At 68.9% G+C, this 18473-nt stretch carries 21 protein-coding genes; 15 read left to right on the top strand and 6 right to left on the bottom strand.

Going from position 1 to position 18473, the window contains the following annotated elements; all coding sequences use genetic code 11:
- The first annotated feature begins 123 nt into the window (after positions 1 to 123).
- The 7 genes from RT97_RS11325 to ureG all read left to right on the top strand — a co-directional run bounded on the left by RT97_RS11325 (position 124) and on the right by ureG (position 5251).
- Complete coding sequence (locus RT97_RS11325; RefSeq protein ID WP_042578881.1) at positions 124 to 426, top strand: urease subunit gamma; 303 nt, start codon at positions 124 to 126, stop codon at positions 424 to 426.
- Positions 427 to 449: 23 nt separating this feature from the next.
- Positions 450 to 1049 (top strand): HupE/UreJ family protein, encoded by a 600-nt coding sequence (locus tag RT97_RS11320; protein WP_042578880.1) that lies wholly within the window; start codon positions 450 to 452, stop codon positions 1047 to 1049.
- A 5-nt stretch (positions 1050 to 1054) separates the two neighbouring features.
- Entirely contained in the window at positions 1055 to 1363 is a 309-nt protein-coding gene (locus RT97_RS33615) for an urease subunit beta (RefSeq protein WP_042578879.1), read from the top strand.
- A 111-nt stretch (positions 1364 to 1474) separates the two neighbouring features.
- A complete protein-coding gene (gene ureC, locus RT97_RS11310) occupies positions 1475 to 3193 on the top strand; it encodes an urease subunit alpha (RefSeq protein WP_042578878.1) in 1719 nt (572 codons plus the stop codon).
- 91 nt (positions 3194 to 3284) lie between these two features.
- Positions 3285 to 3875: an urease accessory protein UreE gene (gene ureE, locus RT97_RS11305; protein ID WP_042578877.1), complete on the top strand. Its 591-nt coding sequence runs from the start codon at positions 3285 to 3287 to the stop codon at positions 3873 to 3875.
- A gap of 26 nt (positions 3876 to 3901) precedes the next feature.
- Positions 3902 to 4582 (top strand): urease accessory protein UreF, encoded by a 681-nt coding sequence (locus RT97_RS11300; protein ID WP_042578876.1) that lies wholly within the window; start codon positions 3902 to 3904, stop codon positions 4580 to 4582.
- An 18-nt stretch (positions 4583 to 4600) separates the two neighbouring features.
- A complete protein-coding gene (gene ureG / locus RT97_RS11295) occupies positions 4601 to 5251 on the top strand; it encodes an urease accessory protein UreG (protein ID WP_042578875.1) in 651 nt (216 codons plus the stop codon).
- Between the two features lie 13 nt (positions 5252 to 5264).
- Here ureG and RT97_RS11290 read toward each other — a convergent pair whose 3' ends face one another.
- The 4 genes from RT97_RS11290 to RT97_RS11275 all read right to left on the bottom strand — a co-directional run bounded on the left by RT97_RS11290 (position 5265) and on the right by RT97_RS11275 (position 8020).
- Positions 5265 to 5792: a hypothetical protein gene (locus RT97_RS11290; protein WP_042578925.1), complete on the bottom strand. Its 528-nt coding sequence runs from the start codon at positions 5790 to 5792 to the stop codon at positions 5265 to 5267.
- Between the two features lie 73 nt (positions 5793 to 5865).
- On the bottom strand, positions 5866 to 6459 hold the full coding sequence (locus RT97_RS11285) for a hypothetical protein (RefSeq protein WP_042578874.1): 594 nt from the start codon (positions 6457 to 6459) through the stop codon (positions 5866 to 5868).
- A 16-nt stretch (positions 6460 to 6475) separates the two neighbouring features.
- The gene (locus RT97_RS11280; protein ID WP_042578873.1) at positions 6476 to 6769 is read right to left on the bottom strand and encodes a hypothetical protein; all 294 of its coding nucleotides are present in this window, start codon (positions 6767 to 6769) and stop codon (positions 6476 to 6478) included.
- Between the two features lie 93 nt (positions 6770 to 6862).
- Positions 6863 to 8020 carry a porin gene (locus tag RT97_RS11275; RefSeq protein ID WP_042578872.1) on the bottom strand — a complete coding sequence of 386 codons (1158 nt, stop codon included), beginning with the start codon at positions 8018 to 8020 and terminating at the stop codon, positions 6863 to 6865.
- Positions 8021 to 8445: 425 nt separating this feature from the next.
- Here RT97_RS11275 and RT97_RS11270 point away from each other — a divergent pair, with 425 nt between their 5' ends.
- The 3 genes from RT97_RS11270 to RT97_RS11260 all read left to right on the top strand — a co-directional run bounded on the left by RT97_RS11270 (position 8446) and on the right by RT97_RS11260 (position 12270).
- The gene (locus RT97_RS11270) at positions 8446 to 9102 is read left to right on the top strand and encodes a nuclease-related domain-containing protein (RefSeq protein WP_042578871.1); all 657 of its coding nucleotides are present in this window, start codon (positions 8446 to 8448) and stop codon (positions 9100 to 9102) included.
- Between the two features lie 65 nt (positions 9103 to 9167).
- Positions 9168 to 11570: an outer membrane protein assembly factor BamA gene (gene bamA / locus RT97_RS11265; RefSeq protein WP_042578870.1), complete on the top strand. Its 2403-nt coding sequence runs from the start codon at positions 9168 to 9170 to the stop codon at positions 11568 to 11570.
- Between the two features lie 16 nt (positions 11571 to 11586).
- On the top strand, positions 11587 to 12270 hold the full coding sequence (locus RT97_RS11260; protein ID WP_042578869.1) for a response regulator: 684 nt from the start codon (positions 11587 to 11589) through the stop codon (positions 12268 to 12270).
- Here the strand turns inward: RT97_RS11260 and RT97_RS11255 are convergent.
- Both RT97_RS11255 and RT97_RS11250 read right to left on the bottom strand, forming a co-directional pair.
- Positions 12231 to 12506 carry a hypothetical protein gene (locus RT97_RS11255; protein ID WP_052810623.1) on the bottom strand — a complete coding sequence of 92 codons (276 nt, stop codon included), beginning with the start codon at positions 12504 to 12506 and terminating at the stop codon, positions 12231 to 12233. The genes RT97_RS11260 and RT97_RS11255 overlap by 40 nt on opposite strands.
- A gap of 44 nt (positions 12507 to 12550) precedes the next feature.
- Positions 12551 to 12826 carry a hypothetical protein gene (locus tag RT97_RS11250; protein ID WP_042578868.1) on the bottom strand — a complete coding sequence of 92 codons (276 nt, stop codon included), beginning with the start codon at positions 12824 to 12826 and terminating at the stop codon, positions 12551 to 12553.
- 164 nt (positions 12827 to 12990) lie between these two features.
- Between RT97_RS11250 and RT97_RS11245 the strand changes: the two genes are divergently transcribed.
- The 5 genes from RT97_RS11245 to RT97_RS11225 form a co-directional block, all read left to right on the top strand.
- Positions 12991 to 14586: an ATP-binding protein gene (locus RT97_RS11245; protein WP_042578923.1), complete on the top strand. Its 1596-nt coding sequence runs from the start codon at positions 12991 to 12993 to the stop codon at positions 14584 to 14586.
- Positions 14583 to 15287: a response regulator gene (locus RT97_RS11240; RefSeq protein ID WP_080898260.1), complete on the top strand. Its 705-nt coding sequence runs from the start codon at positions 14583 to 14585 to the stop codon at positions 15285 to 15287. Before RT97_RS11245 ends, RT97_RS11240 begins: the two co-directional genes overlap by 4 nt.
- Before the next feature lie 42 nt (positions 15288 to 15329).
- Positions 15330 to 17546 (top strand): YccS family putative transporter, encoded by a 2217-nt coding sequence (yccS, locus tag RT97_RS11235; protein ID WP_042578867.1) that lies wholly within the window; start codon positions 15330 to 15332, stop codon positions 17544 to 17546.
- An 86-nt stretch (positions 17547 to 17632) separates the two neighbouring features.
- Positions 17633 to 17998 (top strand): hypothetical protein, encoded by a 366-nt coding sequence (locus RT97_RS11230; RefSeq protein ID WP_052810622.1) that lies wholly within the window; start codon positions 17633 to 17635, stop codon positions 17996 to 17998.
- 154 nt (positions 17999 to 18152) lie between these two features.
- A partial coding sequence (locus RT97_RS11225; protein WP_042578866.1) for a Bax inhibitor-1 family protein occupies positions 18153 to 18473 on the top strand: 321 nt, incomplete at its 3' end.

Below are 18473 nucleotides of genomic sequence, written 5' to 3'. Positions count from 1 at the left end.
GCGGGCCGGCCGCTTCGGGCGGCCGTGCGCGGCGGCCCCTGGAGCTTCACCGGCACGACTGTTGCAAAGAAGAAGGCTTGCCCATAATGGCCGACTCTTCTCCAGCCACCCGATGCCGCTCCCATGGAACTGACCCCGCGCGAAAAAGACAAGCTGCTGATCTTCACCGCGGCGCTGCTGGCCGAACGGCGCAAGGCCCGCGGCCTGAAGCTCAACTACCCCGAAGCCGTTGCCCTGATCTCCGCCGCCGTGATGGAAGGCGCCCGCGACGGCAAGAGCGTCGCCGAGCTCATGAGCGAGGGCCGCAGCGTCCTCACCCGCGCCGACGTGATGGACGGCATCGCCGAAATGATCCCGGACATCCAGGTCGAAGCCACCTTCCCCGACGGCACCAAGCTGGTCACCGTGCACCAGCCCATCGTCTGATCCGATCCAGAAAAAGAACTGTCATGCGCACAACCACTTCCAAGACTCTTGCCCTGCTCGCCCTCCTGCTGCCGCTGGCGGCCAGCGCCCACACCGGCGTCGACGGCGGCCTGCACCACGGCTTCACCACCGGCTTCCTGCATCCGCTGACCGGTGCAGACCACCTCGCCGCCATGGTCGCGGTCGGCCTCTGGAGCGCACTGGCCGCGCGTCGCGCCTGGCCCGATCTGCTGTGGGCGCCGCTCGCTTTCGCCGGGATGCTGCTCGTGGGCGCGCTGATGGGCCTGGCTGGCGTGCAGTTGCCGGCGGTCGAGCCGATGATCGCGGCCTCGCTGCTGGTGCTGGGCCTGCTGGTTGCCACGCGCGTTCGCCTGCCGGCGGCCATGGCGATGGCGCTGGTCGGCGTGTTCGCCGTCTTCCACGGCGTGGCCCACGGCCACGAGCTCGCAAGTGCGCAAGGTGCCGCCCTCACGCTGGCCGGCATGGTCGGCGCGACCGTGTTGCTGCACCTCGCGGGCATCGCCCTCGGCTGGGCGCTGCGCCATGCCAACGCCTGGCTGCCGCGCGTGGCCGGTGCCGCCGTCGTGGTGCTCGGCGCAACGCTGCTGGCCCAGGCCGTCTGATCGCCATGACACCCGGCGAACTCCTCACCGACGACGGCGAGCACACGCTCAACCCCGGTCGCCGCACGCTCACGCTGGTGGTGCAGAACACCGCCGACCGGCCGATCCAGGTCGGCTCGCACTATCACTTCGCCGAAACCAACGGCGCGCTCGGCTTCGACCGCGAGGCCGCGCGCGGCATGCGGCTGAACATCGCCTCGGGTGCCGCGGTGCGCTTCGAGCCGGGGCAGCAGCGCACGGTCGAGCTGGTCGACTACTCGGGCGATCGCATCGTCTACGGCTTTCGCGGCCTGGTTCAAGGGAAATTGGCATGACCCCCAGTCTTCGCGCACTTCGTGTCGCTTCGCCAACCCCCTTCCAGGGGGCGACGCCAGCGGGCCGGCAAAGCCGGTTCCGCGGCATCCCACGAAAAAAGGAACGCTGAAATGGCGACCATTGGAAGGCGTGCCTACGCAGAAATCTTCGGCCCCACCGTGGGTGACCGGGTCCGTCTTGCAGACACCGAACTCTTGATCGAAGTGGAGGCCGACTACACGCTGCGTGCCGGCGGCTACGGCGAAGAGGTGAAGTTCGGCGGCGGCAAGACGATTCGCGACGGCATGGCGCAATCGCAGCGCACCCGCGCGCAAGGCGCCGTGGATACGGTGCTCACCAACGCACTCATCCTCGACCACTGGGGCATCGTGAAAGCCGACATCGGCCTGAAGGACGGCCGCATCGCCGCCATCGGCAAGGCCGGCAATCCGGACGTGCAGCCGGGCGTGGACATCGTCATCGGCCCCGGCACCGAGATCATCAGCTGCGAGGGAAACATCGTCACCGCGGGCGGCATCGACAGCCACATCCACTTCATCTGCCCTCAGCAGATCGAGGAGGCGCTGTCCTCGGGCGTGACCACCATGCTCGGCGGCGGCACCGGTCCCGCCACGGGCACCTTCGCGACCACCGCCACGCCCGGCCCCTGGCACATCGAGCGCATGCTGCAGGCGGCCGATGCGTTCCCGATGAACCTGGGCTTTCTCGGCAAGGGCAACGCGAGCCTGCCGCACGCGCTGCACGAGCAGATCGATGCCGGCGTCATCGGCCTCAAGCTGCACGAAGACTGGGGCACCACGCCCGCGGCGATCAGCAACTGCCTGGACGTGGCCGACGCCACCGACACGCAGGTGGCGATCCACAGCGACACGCTCAACGAATCGGGCTTCGTCGAGAACACCATCGCGGCCGTGGGCGGCCGCGCCATCTGCGCCTTCCACACAGAAGGCGCGGGCGGTGGCCATGCGCCGGACATCCTGCGCGTGGTGGGCGAGGCCAACTTCCTGCCGTCGTCGACCAACCCCACGATGCCCTACACCGTGAACACGCTCGACGAACACGTCGACATGCTCATGGTGTGCCACCACCTGGATGCCGGCATCGCCGAAGACCTGGCCTTCGCCGAGTCGCGCATCCGCAAGGAAACCATCGCCGCCGAGGACGTGCTGCACGACCTGGGCGCGATCAGCATGTTCAGTTCCGACAGCCAGGCCATGGGGCGCGTGGGCGAGGTGATCATCCGCACCTGGCAGACCGCGCACAAGATGAAGGTGCAGCGCGGCACGCTGCCCGAAGACAGCGAGCGCAACGACAACTTCCGCGCGAAGCGCTACGTCGCCAAGTACACGATCAACCCGGCCATTGCACACGGCATCGCGCACGAGGTCGGCTCGCTCGAGGTCGGCAAGTGGGCCGACATCGTGATCTGGAAGCCGGCCTTCTTCGGCGTGAAGCCCTTCACCATCCTGAAGGGCGGCACCATCGCGATGGCTGCGATGGGCGACCCGAGCGCATCGATCCCGACGCCGCAGCCGGTGCACTTCCGCCCGATGTTCGGTGCGTACGGCGGCTCGCTCGCGAAGAGCTCCCTGACCTTCGTCTCGCAGGCCGGCCTCGCCTCGGGCATCAAGGAGCGCTACGGCCTGGCCAAGAACCTGAGCGCGGTGAAGAACATCCGCAATGTGCGAAAGAAGGACCTGATCCACAACGGCTACGCGCCGAAGATGGAAATCGACGCGCAGACCTATGCGGTGCGAGCCGATGGGCACCTGCTGACCTGCGAACCGGCGAAGCTGCTGCCGATGGCGCAGCGCTATTTCCTCTTCTGAAGCCTGGGCATGCGCCTGCTTGACAGGCTGCGTATCCTCGAAGGTATTCATCCAGCCAGCGGGCGCTTCCGGGCGCTCCTTTTTTCGCAACATGCTCACCGCCAACAAACTCATGCCGCAGGGCCGGGGCCTCGCGCCCGTGCTGCTCAAGCGCGCCGCCACCATCGAACTGGACTGGGACGTCCGCCAGAAAAGCCGCTTCGACGCCACCGATTCGCAAGGCCGGCAGATTGGGATCTTCCTCGCGCGCGGCACCGCGGTGCGCGGCGGCGACGTGCTGGTGGCCGAGGACGGATCGCTCATCCGCGTCATCGCGGCGCCGCAGCCGGTGCTGCGGATCACGCATTGCACGGCCCACGGCACGCCCTTCGACCTGACGCGCGCGGCCTATCACCTGGGCAACCGGCATGTGCCGATCGAGCTCAAGCCCGACCACCTGAAGATCGAACCCGACCACGTGCTGGCCGACATGCTGCGCTCGATGCACCTGATCGTGGTTGCCGTGGAAGAGGCCTTCGAGCCCGAGGGCGGCGCCTATGGCTCGCACGAGCACGGTCACGGTCACGGCAGCCACGACCATCACAACCACGACCACAGCCATGACCACGGTCATTCGCACGCGAAGGGCCCCAAGCCGCTCGTGCTCGCACCCGAACTGCTCGACGACCATGGCCATGCCTGACGCAGCCTGCGCGGCGGAAAGCTGACATGCCCGACCCGGCCAGCGCCCACAGCCTGCTGCAGCTCATCTGGCTCGCCTCCCCGGCCCTGCCCGTGGGCGGCTTCTCGTACTCCGAGGGTGTCGAGGCGGCGGTCGAATGGGCCGGCATCGACTCCGAGGCCCGGGCAGCCGAGTGGCTCGCCGACCAGCTCCACCTGAGCTTTGCGCGCGGCGATCTCGCGCTGGTCGCGCAGGCCATCCCCGCCTGGCGCGCGAACGATGCCGCGCGTATCCGCGAGCTCAACGCATGGGTCCTCGCCACCCGCGAGTCGGCCGAGTTCTTCCTGCAGACCGAGCAGATGGGCCGCTCCTTCGTCGAGTGGCTCAAGCTGCACCATACGGACGCGGCCGAGGTCTTCGCGGACCTGCCCGCGAGCTACCCCGTGGCCTTTGCCTTCGCGCTCGCCCGCACCGGCGCCACGGTGCACGACGGGTGCCTGGCCTTCGCCTTCGGCTGGGCCGAGAACATGGTGGCGGCCGCCGTCAAGGCCGTGCCGCTCGGGCAGAGCGCGGGCCAGCGCATCCTCGCGCGGCTCGCGAACGAGATCCCCGCGGCCGTCGACCGTGCGATGGCCCTGGGCGACGACGAGCGCCAGGCCTTCGCGCCTCTCCTGGCCGTGCTCTCGGCCCGCCATGAAACACAATATTCCCGCCTCTTTCGAAGCTGACCGAACCGGACAACGCCCATGACCTCCGCCCTGCACCACATCCCCCATCGCACCAAGAGACTGCCCCCGCTGCGCGTGGGCATCGGCGGCCCGGTCGGCTCGGGCAAGACCACGCTGCTGGAGATGCTCTGCAAGGCGATGCGCGACAAGTACGACCTCGTCGCCATCACGAACGACATCTACACCAAGGAAGACCAGCGCCTCCTGACCGTGGCCGGGGCGTTGCCCGCCGAACGCATCATGGGCGTGGAGACCGGTGGCTGCCCGCACACCGCGATCCGCGAAGACGCCTCGATCAACCTCGAAGCCATCGACCGCATGCTGGAGGACTTTCCGGATGCCGACGTGGTGTTCGTCGAGTCGGGCGGCGACAACCTCGCGGCCACCTTCAGCCCCGAACTCTCGGACCTCACGATCTACGTGATCGACGTGGCCGCCGGCGAGAAGATCCCGCGCAAGGGCGGGCCCGGCATCACCAAGAGCGACCTCTTCGTGATCAACAAGATCGACCTTGCACCCTACGTGGGTGCGAGCCTGGAAGTGATGGAGCAGGACACGCAGCGCATGCGCCGCCAGCGGCCCTACGTGATGACGAACCTCAAGACCCACACGGGCGTGGCCGAGGTGGTGGCGTTCATCGAGCAGCGCGGCATGCTCACCGCGGCCTGAACGGGCTCCTCGCTCAAAGCTCGCTGCCGTCCCGCAGCTGCCGCGCCTTGTAGACCAGGCGCACGCTCGCGCGGCGCGGGTCGCTCACCTGCTGCACGTAGACGTCGGTATCGCCGCTCGTCCACGCGGCATAGGCGCTGCCCGGATCGCGCGACGCGAGTTCGTTGCCGAACACGCCGCGTCCCCATTGCACCAGCTGCCCGAACGCCGACGCGCCGCTGTCGGCCACAGCCTGCGCAGTGGCCACGTATTCGACACGCCGCAATTCCGAAGCCGCAAAAAAGAAGGTCGGCTCGAACATCAGGCCCGCCATCTCGACCGGCGCTGCGCGCCAGCTTCCGAGCAGGCCGCCGGTCAACCGCTGCGGGCGCTGCACGCGCTCTGCGCCGGGCAGGACAGACCGCAGTTCATCGGCCGTCATGCCCAGGCGCACGCCCGGCGGCAAGGCCTGCGCGTGCAATGCGCCGGCGGCCATGAAGATCGCGCTCGCGGCGAGCGCACGGAGAAAAGACGAAGAGGCTGTGAATCGCACGTTCGGCATCGGAAGGAAAAGCGGCGGCACCGTGGGAGCGCGAGTATGACGCGGAGTTCCTCGGGGCCGCAGCCCGCGCCCTTCAAGCCCCGGCCGCGGGCTCGTGCAATGGCAGCCGCAGCGTCAGGCCCAGCGCACCGTCGGCATGCGGCGCCGAATAGATGCGCCCGCCATGGCGGCTGGCAATGCGCTCGCAGATGCGCGCACTGGCTTGCGAGGCGGCGTCGAGCGCATCGAAGAATCGCGCGAGCGGCGGACGCACGTCTTCCGCATCGAGATCGCGCCAGTGGACGACCGCATGCCCGCCTTCCACGCGCGCCAAGACCTGCAACGTCGCGCCCACGGACATCACGCTCGCCGCATGCGCCGCGACCTTGGAGAGCAGATCGCGCAGCTCCGCCTCGACGGCGAAGACGGGCACAGGTTCAGGCGGGAGAAGGACATCGAAGCGAATGCCCGATGCATCGGGCGTCGTACCGAGCAGCGGCCGCAGGTCCTGCACGCTGCTCGCACGCAGTGTCTGCTGTGCATCGTTGCGCGCCTGCGCCGCCGTGCCGCGCGCCTGTGCGCCGGCCCGCAGGTTCGCGACCAGCAGGGAACCCATCATCGCGACCACGCCGGCGAGTCCGAGCAGGATGGCGGCCGCAATGACGAGCCCGAGGTTGCCGGAGTACATACACGCGACCCTCTCTTCAGCGGGGAGCGGGCCCGCGGTATTCCAGCGCGCCCGACGCACTGCGCTCGCAGGTACCCGACAGCGCATCCGCGCGCGGACCCGGCAACGCGGGCCGTGCGCCTTCGGGCTGGCCCTCGCACACATCCCACTGCGCCATCGGCGGGCCGCAAAGCGCGAAGGACCTCGAAGAAGGCGGCCCGCTGTGAAACACAGGTGAAGCGTCCGGGTGCATGGGTGGCGGCAGCACGATGCAGCCCGACAGGCCGGCCGCCGCCAGCACGCCCGCCAGGTGAAGGATTTTTTGCGTCATCTTTTGAAAGCAGGTCAAGAATTTCCTGGCGTGGGCAACGGCCGCCCGCGCGCGACAAAGCCGGCGCCTTGCCGCACCGGGCCGGATGCGTTGTCAGAACGCGTGGCGGATGCCGAAGTCGTAGCCCGTCGATGAACGCGGCAGGCCCGTGAAGCCCACGCCGCTGCTGCCGTAGCCCGTTGTGGCCGCGGCCGCCAGGCTGCCGGTGTAGGCCGCGTCGTTGCGGTTGTTCACGCGCGCGACGGTGGCATACAGCGCGGTGCGCTTGGAGAGGTTGTGCACATAGCCGATCGCGAACTTGTTCACGCGCGGGTCTTCGCCGGTAATGCCTAGGGCGCCTTCGTTGTAGCGCACCGTCGAGTACGACGCGCGGATCAGGCCCGCACCCACCGGCATGCTCGCTCCGACCAGGTAGCCGTTGTAGCTGTCGTGGCTGTTGCCCGCCGCGAGGTCGAACTTGTTCTTGACGTTCGAGAGCTCGCCGAAGAGCTTGACCGGGCCGAAGTCGTACGACGCACCGAGGTTGACGGTCTGCACCTTGCGCGTGAGCGTGGTGGTGTCGACCGCGACGTTCTGGCCCACCGCCAATGCGATGTCGAGCGGCCCGTTCGCGTAGCCGAAACGGCCGCCGACATAGCGGCCCGCGCTGCTGCTGATCTCGGCGGTCGTGTCCGTGGCGCTGGTCTTGGTGTTCTCGTTCAGGCTGTACTGGACCTGGCCGTAGAAGCCGCCCAGGTTGGGCGGCAGGAAGTAGCCGATCATGTTGCTCGCGCGCACGTAGTTCGAGTTGGCAAGGCCCGCGCTGCTGCTCACCGAGTAGATCGCGCTGGAGCCCGAGCCGTTGGTGCCGAACGGGTCGAACACGGTGTCGTTCCAGAAGGTGGCCGTATAGTCGCGGCCCAGCCGCACTTCGCCGAAGCCACCGGAGAGGCTGACGGTGGAGCGGCGGTTGAAGTTGGCGATGCCGGTGGCGCCGTCGTCGTTGCTGATCGGCGCTTCGAGCCAGAAGCTCGCCGCCAGGCCGCCGCCCAGGTCTTCGGTGCCGCGAAAGCCGATGCGGCTGGAGTTGTAGCCGGAGTTGGCAAGACTCCATTGGCTCTGCTTGCTGCTCGCACCGGTGACCGGGTCGCGCGACGTGGCGCTCTGGTAGGTCACGCCGGCATCGATGACGCCGAACAACGTGACGGACGATTGGGCAGAGGCCAGGCCGGTGACGGCCAGCGCGGCGAGTGCCGTGAGGGATTTCTTCATTCAGGTTTCTCCGGGTTTTCAGCTGCTCTTCATCGAGCGGCTGAACGGATGGTCTCGTTCAAATTCGGAGGAATCTGGTGGACGCCGCGTGCTTTGCACACGGTGTTGTTTTGAGCGCACTCGCCGCAACGCGAGCGGCCGACGGCATCGAAGCCACGACTGGCGCGCGGTCTGCGCTGCGGCGCTGCGTGCCCCTCTGTGCCGCCGGGGAGCGCAGCGTTTCGCGGATCAGGGCTCGCAGCTGTTTGAGCCGAAGGCGAGTTCTGCGAGACCCCGCGAAACGCGAGCACCGCAGGGGAGCCGCGAAGCGGCCGGCACAGCGGGGCGCGCAGCGCCGCAGCGCAGACCGCGCATCCCCTTCAAAGCGCGCGTACTAAAAATCTCCCAAAAGCAAGGCAATGCTTCGCCATCCCGAAGGAGTCCACATGACTATTGTTTTGCAAAGCACCGTCGCCGCATCGCTGGGCATCCAGCAGTTGGCGAATGCATTCACGCCTGCCTTCTCTCACCTGCGCATTCTTCGCAACCTCATCATTCCGATGCCCTCGGGATGCGCGGTTCCCACGGCACGCATCGACGCCGTCGTCGTGTGCGAGACCGGTGTCTACCTGTTCGAGATCAAGGCATGGCGCAACGCCTTCGTCTACCGCAAGAAGTCCGATGCGTCACCGCCGCGCTGGTTTCTGCGGCTCAACGGATGCACGCGCGTACGCGAAGTGAAAGACCCCGCATGGCAGGGCGGGCGCAAGACGACGCAGTTGCGCAGCCTGCTGCCCGAAGACCTGCGCCTGCAGTACTTCGTGCTGCTGCCGTGCGAAGGCGTCGAGCTCGAAGGCGTCATGCCGGCCGCCGTGATCACGCAGCAAGACCTGCCCTACATCGCGCGGCTCGTGCGCAACAACGGACGCACCGCGCGCACCTATCCGCTGCTCGACGCCCACGCCGTCGAACGCACCGTGCAGCGGCTGCTCGACATCCAGGGCGACCTGTCCATGGAGACGCATCTGCAGAACTGCCGCGACAGAAGCGAGCAGCCGATCTCCATGCGATGGCCGGCCATGAGCGCCATGGGGTTGCAGTAACCAGCTTTACCGAACGGCCAGGGAGCGTCCCATATTTCTCCGACATTGGCGAAGACCATGCGGCGATGAATGTTCCCAAGTCCCTCGCGGCCATCGCTGCGCTGTGCATCTCGATGGCCGCAGCGCCCGCATGGGCGGCCACACCGTTCACCGTCCGCGACATCCGGCTCGAAGGCCTGCAACGCGTCGAACCTGGCACCGTCTTCTCGACCCTCGGCATCAAGGCCGGCGACGACTACAGCGACGAGCGCGGCAGCGCCGCCATCCGCGCGCTGTTCGAGCTGGGCCTATTCAAGGACGTGCGCATCGACGTCGACGGCAACGTGCTCGTCGTCATCGTGGAAGAGCGCCCTACCGTGGCCGATGTGGACTTCGTCGGCACGAAGGAATTCGAGAAGGCCGCGCTGCAAAAGGCATTGCGCGAGGTCGGCCTTGCCGAGGGCCGCCCCTACGACAAGGCGCTGGCCGACCGCGCCGAGCAGGAGCTCAAGCGCCAGTACGTGAGCCGCAGCCTCTACAACGCCGAGGTCGTCACCACCGTCACGCCGCTGGAACGCAACCGCGTGAACCTCACGTTCACCGTGGTCGAAGGCGAGGCGGCGCGCATAAGAAGCGTGCGCATCGTCGGCAACAAGGCCTTTGGCGAGGGCACGCTGCTCGACCTGTTCGACCAGGACAGCGGCGGCTGGCTCGCCTGGTACACCAAGTCGAACCAGTACTCGCGCAACAAGCTCGCCGCCGACCAGGAAACGCTGCGCTCCTACTACCTCACGCGCGGCTACCTGGAGTTCCGCATCGACTCCACGCAGGTGGCCGTCTCGCCGGACCGGCAGTCGCTCGACCTCACGCTCAACATCACCGAGGGCGAGAAGTTCGCGGTGGCCGGCGTGCGGCTCGAGGGCAACTACCTCGGCCGCGAAGACGAGTTCAAGACCCTGGTGACGGTGCGCCCCGGCGCGCCCTACAACGGCGAGGACGTGGCCGCCACCACCAAGGCCTTCACCGATTACTTCGGCACCTTCGGCTACGCGTTCGCGCGCGTGAAGGCCGAGCCCGAGATCGATCGCGACAGCAACCGCGTGACGATGGTGCTGAAGGCCGAGCCCGCGCGGCGTGTGTACGTGCGGCGCCTGAACATCGGCGGCAATGCGCGAACGCGCGACGAGGTCATCCGTCGCGAGTTCCGCCAGTTCGAGGGCGCCTGGTACGACGGCAACAAGATCAAGCTCTCGCGCGACCGCGTGGACCGCCTGGGCTACTTCACCGAAGTGAACGTCGAGACCGCCGAGGTGCCCGGCAGCAACGACCAGATCGACCTCACGGTCAATGTCGCCGAGAAGCCCACCGGCTCGCTGCAGCTGGGCGCGGGCTACTCGTCGACCGACAAGATTTCGCTGAGCTTCGGCATCACGCAGGAGAACGTGTTCGGCTCGGGCAACTACCTCGGGCTGCTGGTCAACACCAGTTCGTACAACCGCTCGATCTCGCTCACGGCCACCGACCCGTACTTCACGAAGGATGGCATCTCGCGCACGCTCAACGTCTTCCACACCACCACGCGGCCGTACTACCAGGCCGACGGCAACTACAAGCTCGCGAGCGACGGCGGCTCGGTGCGCTTCGGGCTGCCGGTGGGCGAGCTTGACACGGTGTTCCTGGGCATCGGCGTGGAGCGCTATTCGTTCACGCCCGGCACCAACGGCGCGTACACGCTGGTGGACGGCTCCTACGTCTACACGGGCACGCCGCAGGCCTACCTGGACTACTTCGAGTGCACGGGCACCGCGCCGAGCGTGGTGTGCACCGGCAGCAACGTGGTGGGCATTCCCGCGACGGTGGGCTGGTCCCGCGACGACCGCGACAGCGCGCTGGTGCCGACCACCGGCCGCCTGCAGCGCGCGAACCTCGAAGTGGGCGTGGGCAGCGCGCTGCGCTACCTGAAGACCGACTACCAGTACCAGCAGTACTTCGCACTCTCCAAGCAGTACACGCTCGCCGTGAACGGCCAGCTCGGCTACGCGAAGGCCTTGGGCGGCAGCACCTTCCCGATCTTCAAGAACTTCTATGCGGGCGGGCTCGGCTCGATCCGCGGCTTCGAGCAGAACTCGCTCGGGCCGGTCGATGCGGTCACGGGCGGCTCGCTCGGCGGCACGCGCAAGGCGATCTTCAACATGGAGTTCAGCACGCCCTTCCCCGGCGCGGGCAACGACCGGTCGCTCAGGCTCTACACCTTCCTGGATGCGGGCAACGTGTTCGCCGACCGCACCGCCAGCATGACCGACGCGCAGTGGAAAGCGCAGAACCGCATCCGCGCCTCGGCGGGCCTGGGCATCAGCTGGATCTCGCCGCTGGGCCCGCTGCGCCTGGCGTACGCGGTGCCGCTCGCCTACCAGAAGGCAGACACCGCCAACGGCATCGCGGCGGACCGCACGCAGCGCTTCCAGTTCCAGATCGGGACCTCCTTTTGAGGAAGGGGACCACGCCATGAGCCGCATCCTGATGGTCGAAGACGGGCGCGACAGCGCCTCGGCGCTGCTGGACCACCTCTGCAACGCGGGCCACGAGGTCGAGCACATCGGGGACGGCGCGACGGCGCTGGACCGCATCCTGAGTTCGCCGCCCGCGCTCACGCTGCTGGACGTGGTGCTGCCGCAGATCGACGGCCTGCAGGTGCTGCAGAAGGTGCGCTCGCACAGCGACCATCCGATCATCATGCTGACGGCGCGCACTCGCGAGGTCGACCGCCTGCGCGGGCTCGACCTGGGCGCCGACGACTATGTGTGCAAGCCGTTCTCGCCGCGCGAGGTGGTGGCGCGCGTGCACACGGTGCTGCGCCGCCATGCGCAGCGCGAAGGCGCTTGCGCGGCCCCGTCGAAGTCGGTGTCCTTCCGGGACGCGCACGGCGGCGCGCAGCTGGAGGGGCAAGCGCTCGACCTCACGCGCCGCGAGCTCCTGCTGCTGCGCACGCTGTCGCGCGATCCGGGCCGGGTGTTCACGCGCTCCAGGCTGCTGGAGGCGGCGTTTCCGGAAGCGCTCGACGTGAGCGAGCGCGCAGTCGATGGGCACATCAAGAACCTTCGCAGGAAGCTCTCGGCCGTGGCCCCCTCGCACGGCTGGATCCGCTCGATCTACGGCGTGGGCTTCAGCTTCGCGGAACGGCCCGCCTGAGCGCGGCACGCGGCGTCGAATGTCGTGGTGGATTCGGTGCGCATGATCGGCGCGAGGGTCGCGTTGCGCCCCTCGGCCGGATGGCGCTCGCCGCATCCCGCGCGCGCGGCGATGAGAACGCCCAGCGCGAGGCCACTGAATGCCAGCAGGCCCAAGAGGCGCTGCACCGGTGGCAGCCCGCTGGCCGACCGAGCCGCGACGGGAAGCACCCAGGCGGTTTCGCTGTGAGACGGCATCGCGGTCCGCAGCGCTCAGCCTTGGGTGGATCGCGGGCAGCGGCTCATGCGCTTTCCTCCTCGGGCTTGACGTCCGGCGCCACGGCACGCGTGGCGCGCGCCTCCGCCCAGACCACCAGCAAAGTCCACGCGTGCGTGACCACCCAGAAGATCGCCGTCAGCCACAGCAGCACGAGGTCCATGCCGGGGTCGGACCAGACATCGGCCCACGACCAGGCGGAGCGCGCCGGTGCGCAATGCCCGGGACCGGCCCAGGCCAGCACGGCTGCAGCGAAGGCGGGGAGGAACTTTTTCGGGGAGCGAAGCGTGGCCGGGTTCATGGGCACGCATCGTGCGTTCCGAATCGGGAGAAATGTGGGAGCGGGTTCTCCCAGATTCCTCCCCATTTGGTCGCCATGATCCGCCGCTCGCCTGTGACGCCCGCTGCCCGAAACGCATGTCGCAGAATGCCGCCATGCCTCGAGAAGGCGTGAACGAATCCACCATGCCGCGTCTGACCCTCTCCCGCAAGATCTTCCTGGCGCTGGCCGCATTGCTGATCGTGCTGCTGCTCAGCTTCGCGGGCTTCTCCATCGTCGCGCTGCAGCGGGGCCTGGGCGCCTACGTCGCCGAGATCGAGATCCGGCGCATGGACTGGCTCTCGCAGCTCCTGCTCAAGCACTACGTGGCCAACGGCGACTGGAAGAAGCTGCGCGACAACGACGAGGCCTGGCACCGCCTGCGCATGGGCCAGCTGGCGATCGTGCTCGATGGCGCGGCCAGCCCCGACGACCGGCGGCTGCCGCCCTGGTACGAGCGCCGCACGCAGGGCGCCACCCGGCTCGAGGGCGATCCGGACAACGGGGCGCCGCCGCTCCTGCCGTCCGCCCCCTCGTCTTCTTCGCCGTCGCAGCAGCTCAACCTGGTGGCCCCGCGCTTCGCGATGCCGCCCCCGCCCTGGTTTTTTCCCGACCCCCGCGGTGCGGCGGACTCCATCTACCAGCGGCTGGCCCTGCTCGATGCACAGGGCGCGCCCGTGGTCGGCGCCACCATCGACCTGGAGAACGCCGCGCGCCTGCCGATCCGGCGGGGGCGCTCGGTCGTCGGCTACCTGGCTCTCGCGCCCATGGAGGGCCTGGAAAGCGAAGCCGACCGCGCCTTCCTTGCGCGACAGTCGGGCGTGATCGCGCTCACCGGCCTGTGCGGCCTGGCCTTTGCGTTGGTGCTGTCGTGGCTGCTGGCGCGCCGCTGGTTCAAGCCCATCGACGAGCTCACGCAGGCCGCACAGGACGTGGCGCGCGGGCGGCTTTCCACGCGCGTGGCCGTGCACGGCTCGGACGAACTCGCGCTCCTGGGCAAGACCTTCAACGACATGGCGCAGCGCCTGGACAAGGTCGAAGCCTCGCGGCGCGCCTGGCTCGCCGATGCGGCACACGAGCTGCGCACGCCGCTCGCGGCGATGCGCGCGGAAATCGAGGCGCTGCAGGACGGCGTGCGCACCTTCGACGAACGCACCGCGCTGCGCATGCACCGGCAGGTGATCCGCCTCGGCCAACTGGTCGACGACCTGCGCAGCAGCATGCGGGAACCCCAGAACGACCTGCTCACCACCGCGGTGTTTCCGCTCGCGCTGCTGAAGGAGGCGCTCGACCACACGCGCGACCGCTTCGCGCAGCGCGGCATCGCGGTCGAGCGGGACGCGATCGACCGCATCGCCGCATCGGCGCAGCCCGTGATCGACGGCGACGCGCACCGGCTGCACCAGGTCTTCATGAACCTGCTGGAGAACACGCTGGCCTACACCGATGCCGGCGGGCGCCTGCGCATCGACGTGACGATCGAGGGCGCATGGACCGGCAACTGCCTCACGCTGCTGTTCGACGACAGCGCGCCGGGCGTGTCCGACGAAGAAATTCCGCGCCTGTTCGACCGCCTGTTCCGCGGCGAAACCTCGCGCAGCCGCGCGCTCGGCGGCTCGGGCCTGGGCCTGTCGATCTGCCGCGCGACCATCGAGGCGCACGGCGGCAGCATCGAGGCGCAGGCCTCGCCGCTGGGCGGCCTGCGCATGACCATCACCCTTCCGCTGGCGGCATCCGCATGACACGCATCGTCATCGTCGAGGACGAGATCGACATCGCCTCGGTGGTGCAGGACTACCTGCGCCACAGCGGCTTCGAAACCGCGCACTTCTCCGACGGGCAGAGCGCGCTCGACAGCATCGTTGCCTCGCCGCCCGACCTGACGCTGCTGGACATCATGCTGCCGCGGCTGGACGGCATCGAGGTGCTGCGCCGCGCGCGCGAGCACACGGCGCATCCGATCATCATGCTCACCGCGCGCATCGAGGAGGTCGACCGCCTGCTCGGCCTGGAACTGGGCGCGGACGACTATGTGTGCAAGCCTTTCTCGCCGCGCGAGCTGGTGGCGAGGGTGCGCGCGGTGCTGCGGCGCACGGCGCCGGGGAACGTACCGGGCGCGCCGGGACAAACCCCTCAAGGCGGTGCACCTGGCCTCGTGCTCGACGACGTGCACTGGCGCGCCTCGCTCGAAGGAACGCCGCTGAACCTCACGCGCCGCGAGTTCGGGCTGCTGCAGGTGCTGTCGCGGCACCCGGGTCGCATCTTCTCGCGCGCGCGGCTGCTGGAGCTCGCCTACGACGACACGGTGGACGTGACCGAGCGCGCCATCGACAGCCATGTGAAGAACCTGCGCCGCAAGCTCGGCGCGGTATCGCCTGCGCACGACTGGATCCGGTCCGTGTACGGCGTGGGCTTCGCCTGGGAGGCACCGCCACAGGCCTGACGGCCCGCCGCGCCGTGGCATGCATCGTGCAAGATTGCTGCCATGCTCCCCCTGTCTCCCGAATCGCTCGGCCAGCGCCTGCGTTCCTTTGCCTCCCGCGCGCAGCCGCTGCGCATTCTTCTGACCCTCGGCAGCCTCATGGCGGTGTGCGGCTACACCGGTCATCCCGATGCGGTGATTCCGCTGTTCCTGGGTGCCATCGCCAGCGCGCTCGCCGAAACCGACGACAGCTGGCGCGGCCGCTTTCGCGCGCAGCTCGTGACGCTCGCCTGCTTCGCGGTGCTGGCCTTCTCGGTCGAGGCGCTGTTCGGCCGGCCGGTGCTCTTCATCGCGGGGCTGGCGTTCGCCGCCTTCTGGCTCACGATGCTGGGCGCGGTGGAGGCGCGCTACAAGGCCATTGCCTACGCGACGCTGATCCTCGCGATGTACGCCACGCTCGGCATCGAGAACCAGGCCACGCACGGCCACGGACAAGGCGATGGCGGGCGCGAGCCGTTGCTCCTCCTGGCCGGCGCCGCGTGGTACGGCGTCTTCTCGGTGCTGTGGTGCGCGGCCTTTCCGGCGCAGCCGGTGCAGGCGCGGCTGGTCACGCTGTTCACGGTGCTGGGCAACTTCGTGCGCTTCAAGGCGTCGCTCTTCGAGCCGCTGCGGGGCATCGACATCGAGCAGAAGCGCCTGTCGCTCGCGCAGCTCAACGCGGAAGTGGTGACCGAGCTGAATGCCGCCAAGGAAAGCATCTTCCGCCGCATCGGCGCGCGGGCGCCGACCGGACGCATCTCGCGCTACCGCGGGCTCTACCTGATCGCGCAGGACGTTCACGAGCGCGCAAGCTCCTCGCACGACGACTACAACGCGCTGGCCGACGCCTTCTTCCACAGCGACCTCTTGTACCGCTGCCAGCGCGTGCTCGGCCTGCAGGGGACGGCGTGCCACCGGCTGGCCAGTTCGATCGCGCGGCGCGAGCCTTTCGAGGTGGGCGGGGAAACGGTGCAGGCGCTGGCCGACCTGCGCGGGGCCATCGAGCACGAGCGGGCGCGCGCCTCCACGCCCGACCGCCTCGCGCTGCTCGCTTCGGTGGAGGCGCTCGCGCGCAATCTCGCGCAGCTCGACGGCCAGCTGGCCGGGGCGAGCCAGCCATCGGCGCGCGCCGGCCGGACCGAGATGGGCCTCTTCAACCGCTCGCCGCGTTCGTGGCGCGATGCGGCCGAGCGCGTGCGGCGGCAGCTCACGCCGCGCTCGCCGCTGTTTCGCCATGCGCTGCGGCTGGCGATCGCGCTCGTCGCGGGCTACGGCGTGATGCAGCTGATCCACCCCGCACAGGGCTACTGGATCCTGCTGACCACGCTGTTCGTGTGCCAGCAGACCTTCGGCGACACCGTCTCGCGCATGGGCCAGCGCATTGCCGGCACCGCCCTCGGCGTGGTGGCCGGCTGGGCGCTGCTGCAGCTCTTTCCGCAGCCGCTGGTGCAGTCGGTGATCGCGGTAGTGGCCGGGGTGCTGTTCTTCGCGACGCGCGCCACGCGCTACCTGCTCGCAACGGCCGCGATGACGTTGCTGGTGCTGATGTGCTTCAACCAGGTGGGCGACAGCGGCCTCCTGCTCGTGCCGCGGCTGGTCGACACCGCCATCGGCAGCGCCATCGCCGGCCTGGCGGTGCTGATGGTGCTGCCGCATTGGCAGGCGCGGCGCCTCAACGAGCTGGCCGCCACGGCGATGCGCAGCCACGCGGGGTACCTGCGCCGGATCGTCGAGCAGTACGCCACGGGGCCGCGCGACCACCTCGACTACCGCCTGGCGCGCCGAAACGACCACAACGCCGATGCGGCGCTCTCCACGGCGGTGTCGGACATGTTCCGCGAGCCGGGCTACGTGCGGCCGCGCGCGGGCATCGCGCTGCGCTTCCTGATCCGCTCGCACACGCTGCTGAGCTACCTGTCGGCGCTCGGCGCGCACCGCGCCGCGCTGCCCGATTCGCCGCACATGGCGGTGCTGCGCGATGCGGCCGAAGGTGCGGCGGCGGCGCTCGATGCGCTGGCCGGGGGCCTGCAGGGCGGCGCGATCGCGGACGAGCCCGCCACCGAACCGGCCGTGCGCGCGGCCTTGGCGGGTGCCGTCGCGGCGGGCGATGCCGGAGCGGCCGAACGCACCATCCACACCGAACTGGCCCTGGTCTGGCTGCAGATCGACGCGTTGCGAACCCACGCGCGCGAATGGCTGCAGACCGGCGACGAGGCGGCGCCCGCCGCCCCGGAAACCTGAAACGTCCGACCCTCCGTGTAGGACAAACCAGCGCAAAACACCTGCAAAAGGCCCCGGCGGGGCGCGCCGGGTAAAATCGCGGCTTCATGTCACGCTGGTTCGCCGCTACTGTCCTCACCCTCATGTTGTCCTGCTACGGCCTTGCCGTGTTCGCGCAGGGCCTGATGGGCGCCGGGCATCCCGCGCATGCGGGCGCCGACGTGCAGACCTGCGCAACGGCCAGCATGTCGTTCTCCGATGCTTTCGTGAGCGACGCCATGGACCTGGCGGACGAACTCCCCTCCCATGACGAGGCGGGCTCCGAGCACGTCGAACTGGTCGATGCCCGCCACCCCGTGGCGGTCCCGCTTTTTCTTTCTGAACAGCCGCGCGGCCTCGCCCTGACGCCCGCGCTCTCACCGCTCCTCGATCGGCCCAAGCGGCCACCCCGCGGTACCGCCCTGGTCGCCTGAGGCTCCACTGCGACCGGAGCCTTTGCGGCTCCCCGCCCCTGTCGATCCGGCCGGATCGCCGCAATCCGGCATCCGCCCGCATCGCGGACACACCGCTCCCCTCGTGCCATACCGCGTTCCCGCCCTGCCGGGACGCCCGATCAAGGAAATCAGAATGAACAACGGTCAACCCACCTACCACCCCGGCTTCGACGCACCGATCGCGTCGACCCAGGAACGCAACCGCGTCCTTCGCAACACCTACTGGCTGCTCGCGCTGTCGATGGTGCCCACCGTGCTCGGCGCCTGGATCGGCGTCTCCACCGGCCTCGCGCGCGCCATGTCGCCGGGCATCGGCCTCATGGTGTTCCTCGGCGGCGCCTTCGGCTTCATGTACGCCATCGAGAAGACCAAGAACTCGGCCGCCGGCGTTCCGGTGCTGCTGGCCTTCACCTTCTTCATGGGGCTGATGCTCTCGCGCCTCGTGGGCTCGGTG

The organism is Variovorax paradoxus (assembly GCF_000834655.1).
Lineage (GTDB): Bacteria > Pseudomonadota > Gammaproteobacteria > Burkholderiales > Burkholderiaceae_C > Variovorax > Variovorax paradoxus_F.
The sequence above is the reverse complement of the archived record's forward strand: the minus strand, read 5'-3'. Positions and strand labels throughout refer to the sequence as shown.

Coding starts and splice junctions, on each gene's coding strand:
- RT97_RS11325 (WP_042578881.1), top strand. CDS start 124: ATGGAACTGACCCCGCGCGAAAAAGACAAGCTGCTGATCTTCACCGCG.
- RT97_RS11320 (WP_042578880.1), top strand. CDS start 450: ATGCGCACAACCACTTCCAAGACTCTTGCCCTGCTCGCCCTCCTGCTG.
- RT97_RS33615 (WP_042578879.1), top strand. CDS start 1,055: ATGACACCCGGCGAACTCCTCACCGACGACGGCGAGCACACGCTCAAC.
- ureC (WP_042578878.1), top strand. CDS start 1,475: ATGGCGACCATTGGAAGGCGTGCCTACGCAGAAATCTTCGGCCCCACC.
- ureE (WP_042578877.1), top strand. CDS start 3,285: ATGCTCACCGCCAACAAACTCATGCCGCAGGGCCGGGGCCTCGCGCCC.
- RT97_RS11300 (WP_042578876.1), top strand. CDS start 3,902: ATGCCCGACCCGGCCAGCGCCCACAGCCTGCTGCAGCTCATCTGGCTC.
- ureG (WP_042578875.1), top strand. CDS start 4,601: ATGACCTCCGCCCTGCACCACATCCCCCATCGCACCAAGAGACTGCCC.
- RT97_RS11290 (WP_042578925.1), bottom strand. CDS start 5,792: ATGCCGAACGTGCGATTCACAGCCTCTTCGTCTTTTCTCCGTGCGCTC.
- RT97_RS11285 (WP_042578874.1), bottom strand. CDS start 6,459: ATGTACTCCGGCAACCTCGGGCTCGTCATTGCGGCCGCCATCCTGCTC.
- RT97_RS11280 (WP_042578873.1), bottom strand. CDS start 6,769: ATGACGCAAAAAATCCTTCACCTGGCGGGCGTGCTGGCGGCGGCCGGC.
- RT97_RS11275 (WP_042578872.1), bottom strand. CDS start 8,020: ATGAAGAAATCCCTCACGGCACTCGCCGCGCTGGCCGTCACCGGCCTG.
- RT97_RS11270 (WP_042578871.1), top strand. CDS start 8,446: ATGACTATTGTTTTGCAAAGCACCGTCGCCGCATCGCTGGGCATCCAG.
- bamA (WP_042578870.1), top strand. CDS start 9,168: ATGAATGTTCCCAAGTCCCTCGCGGCCATCGCTGCGCTGTGCATCTCG.
- RT97_RS11260 (WP_042578869.1), top strand. CDS start 11,587: ATGAGCCGCATCCTGATGGTCGAAGACGGGCGCGACAGCGCCTCGGCG.
- RT97_RS11255 (WP_052810623.1), bottom strand. CDS start 12,506: ATGCCGTCTCACAGCGAAACCGCCTGGGTGCTTCCCGTCGCGGCTCGG.
- RT97_RS11250 (WP_042578868.1), bottom strand. CDS start 12,826: ATGAACCCGGCCACGCTTCGCTCCCCGAAAAAGTTCCTCCCCGCCTTC.
- RT97_RS11245 (WP_042578923.1), top strand. CDS start 12,991: ATGCCGCGTCTGACCCTCTCCCGCAAGATCTTCCTGGCGCTGGCCGCA.
- RT97_RS11240 (WP_080898260.1), top strand. CDS start 14,583: ATGACACGCATCGTCATCGTCGAGGACGAGATCGACATCGCCTCGGTG.
- yccS (WP_042578867.1), top strand. CDS start 15,330: ATGCTCCCCCTGTCTCCCGAATCGCTCGGCCAGCGCCTGCGTTCCTTT.
- RT97_RS11230 (WP_052810622.1), top strand. CDS start 17,633: ATGTCACGCTGGTTCGCCGCTACTGTCCTCACCCTCATGTTGTCCTGC.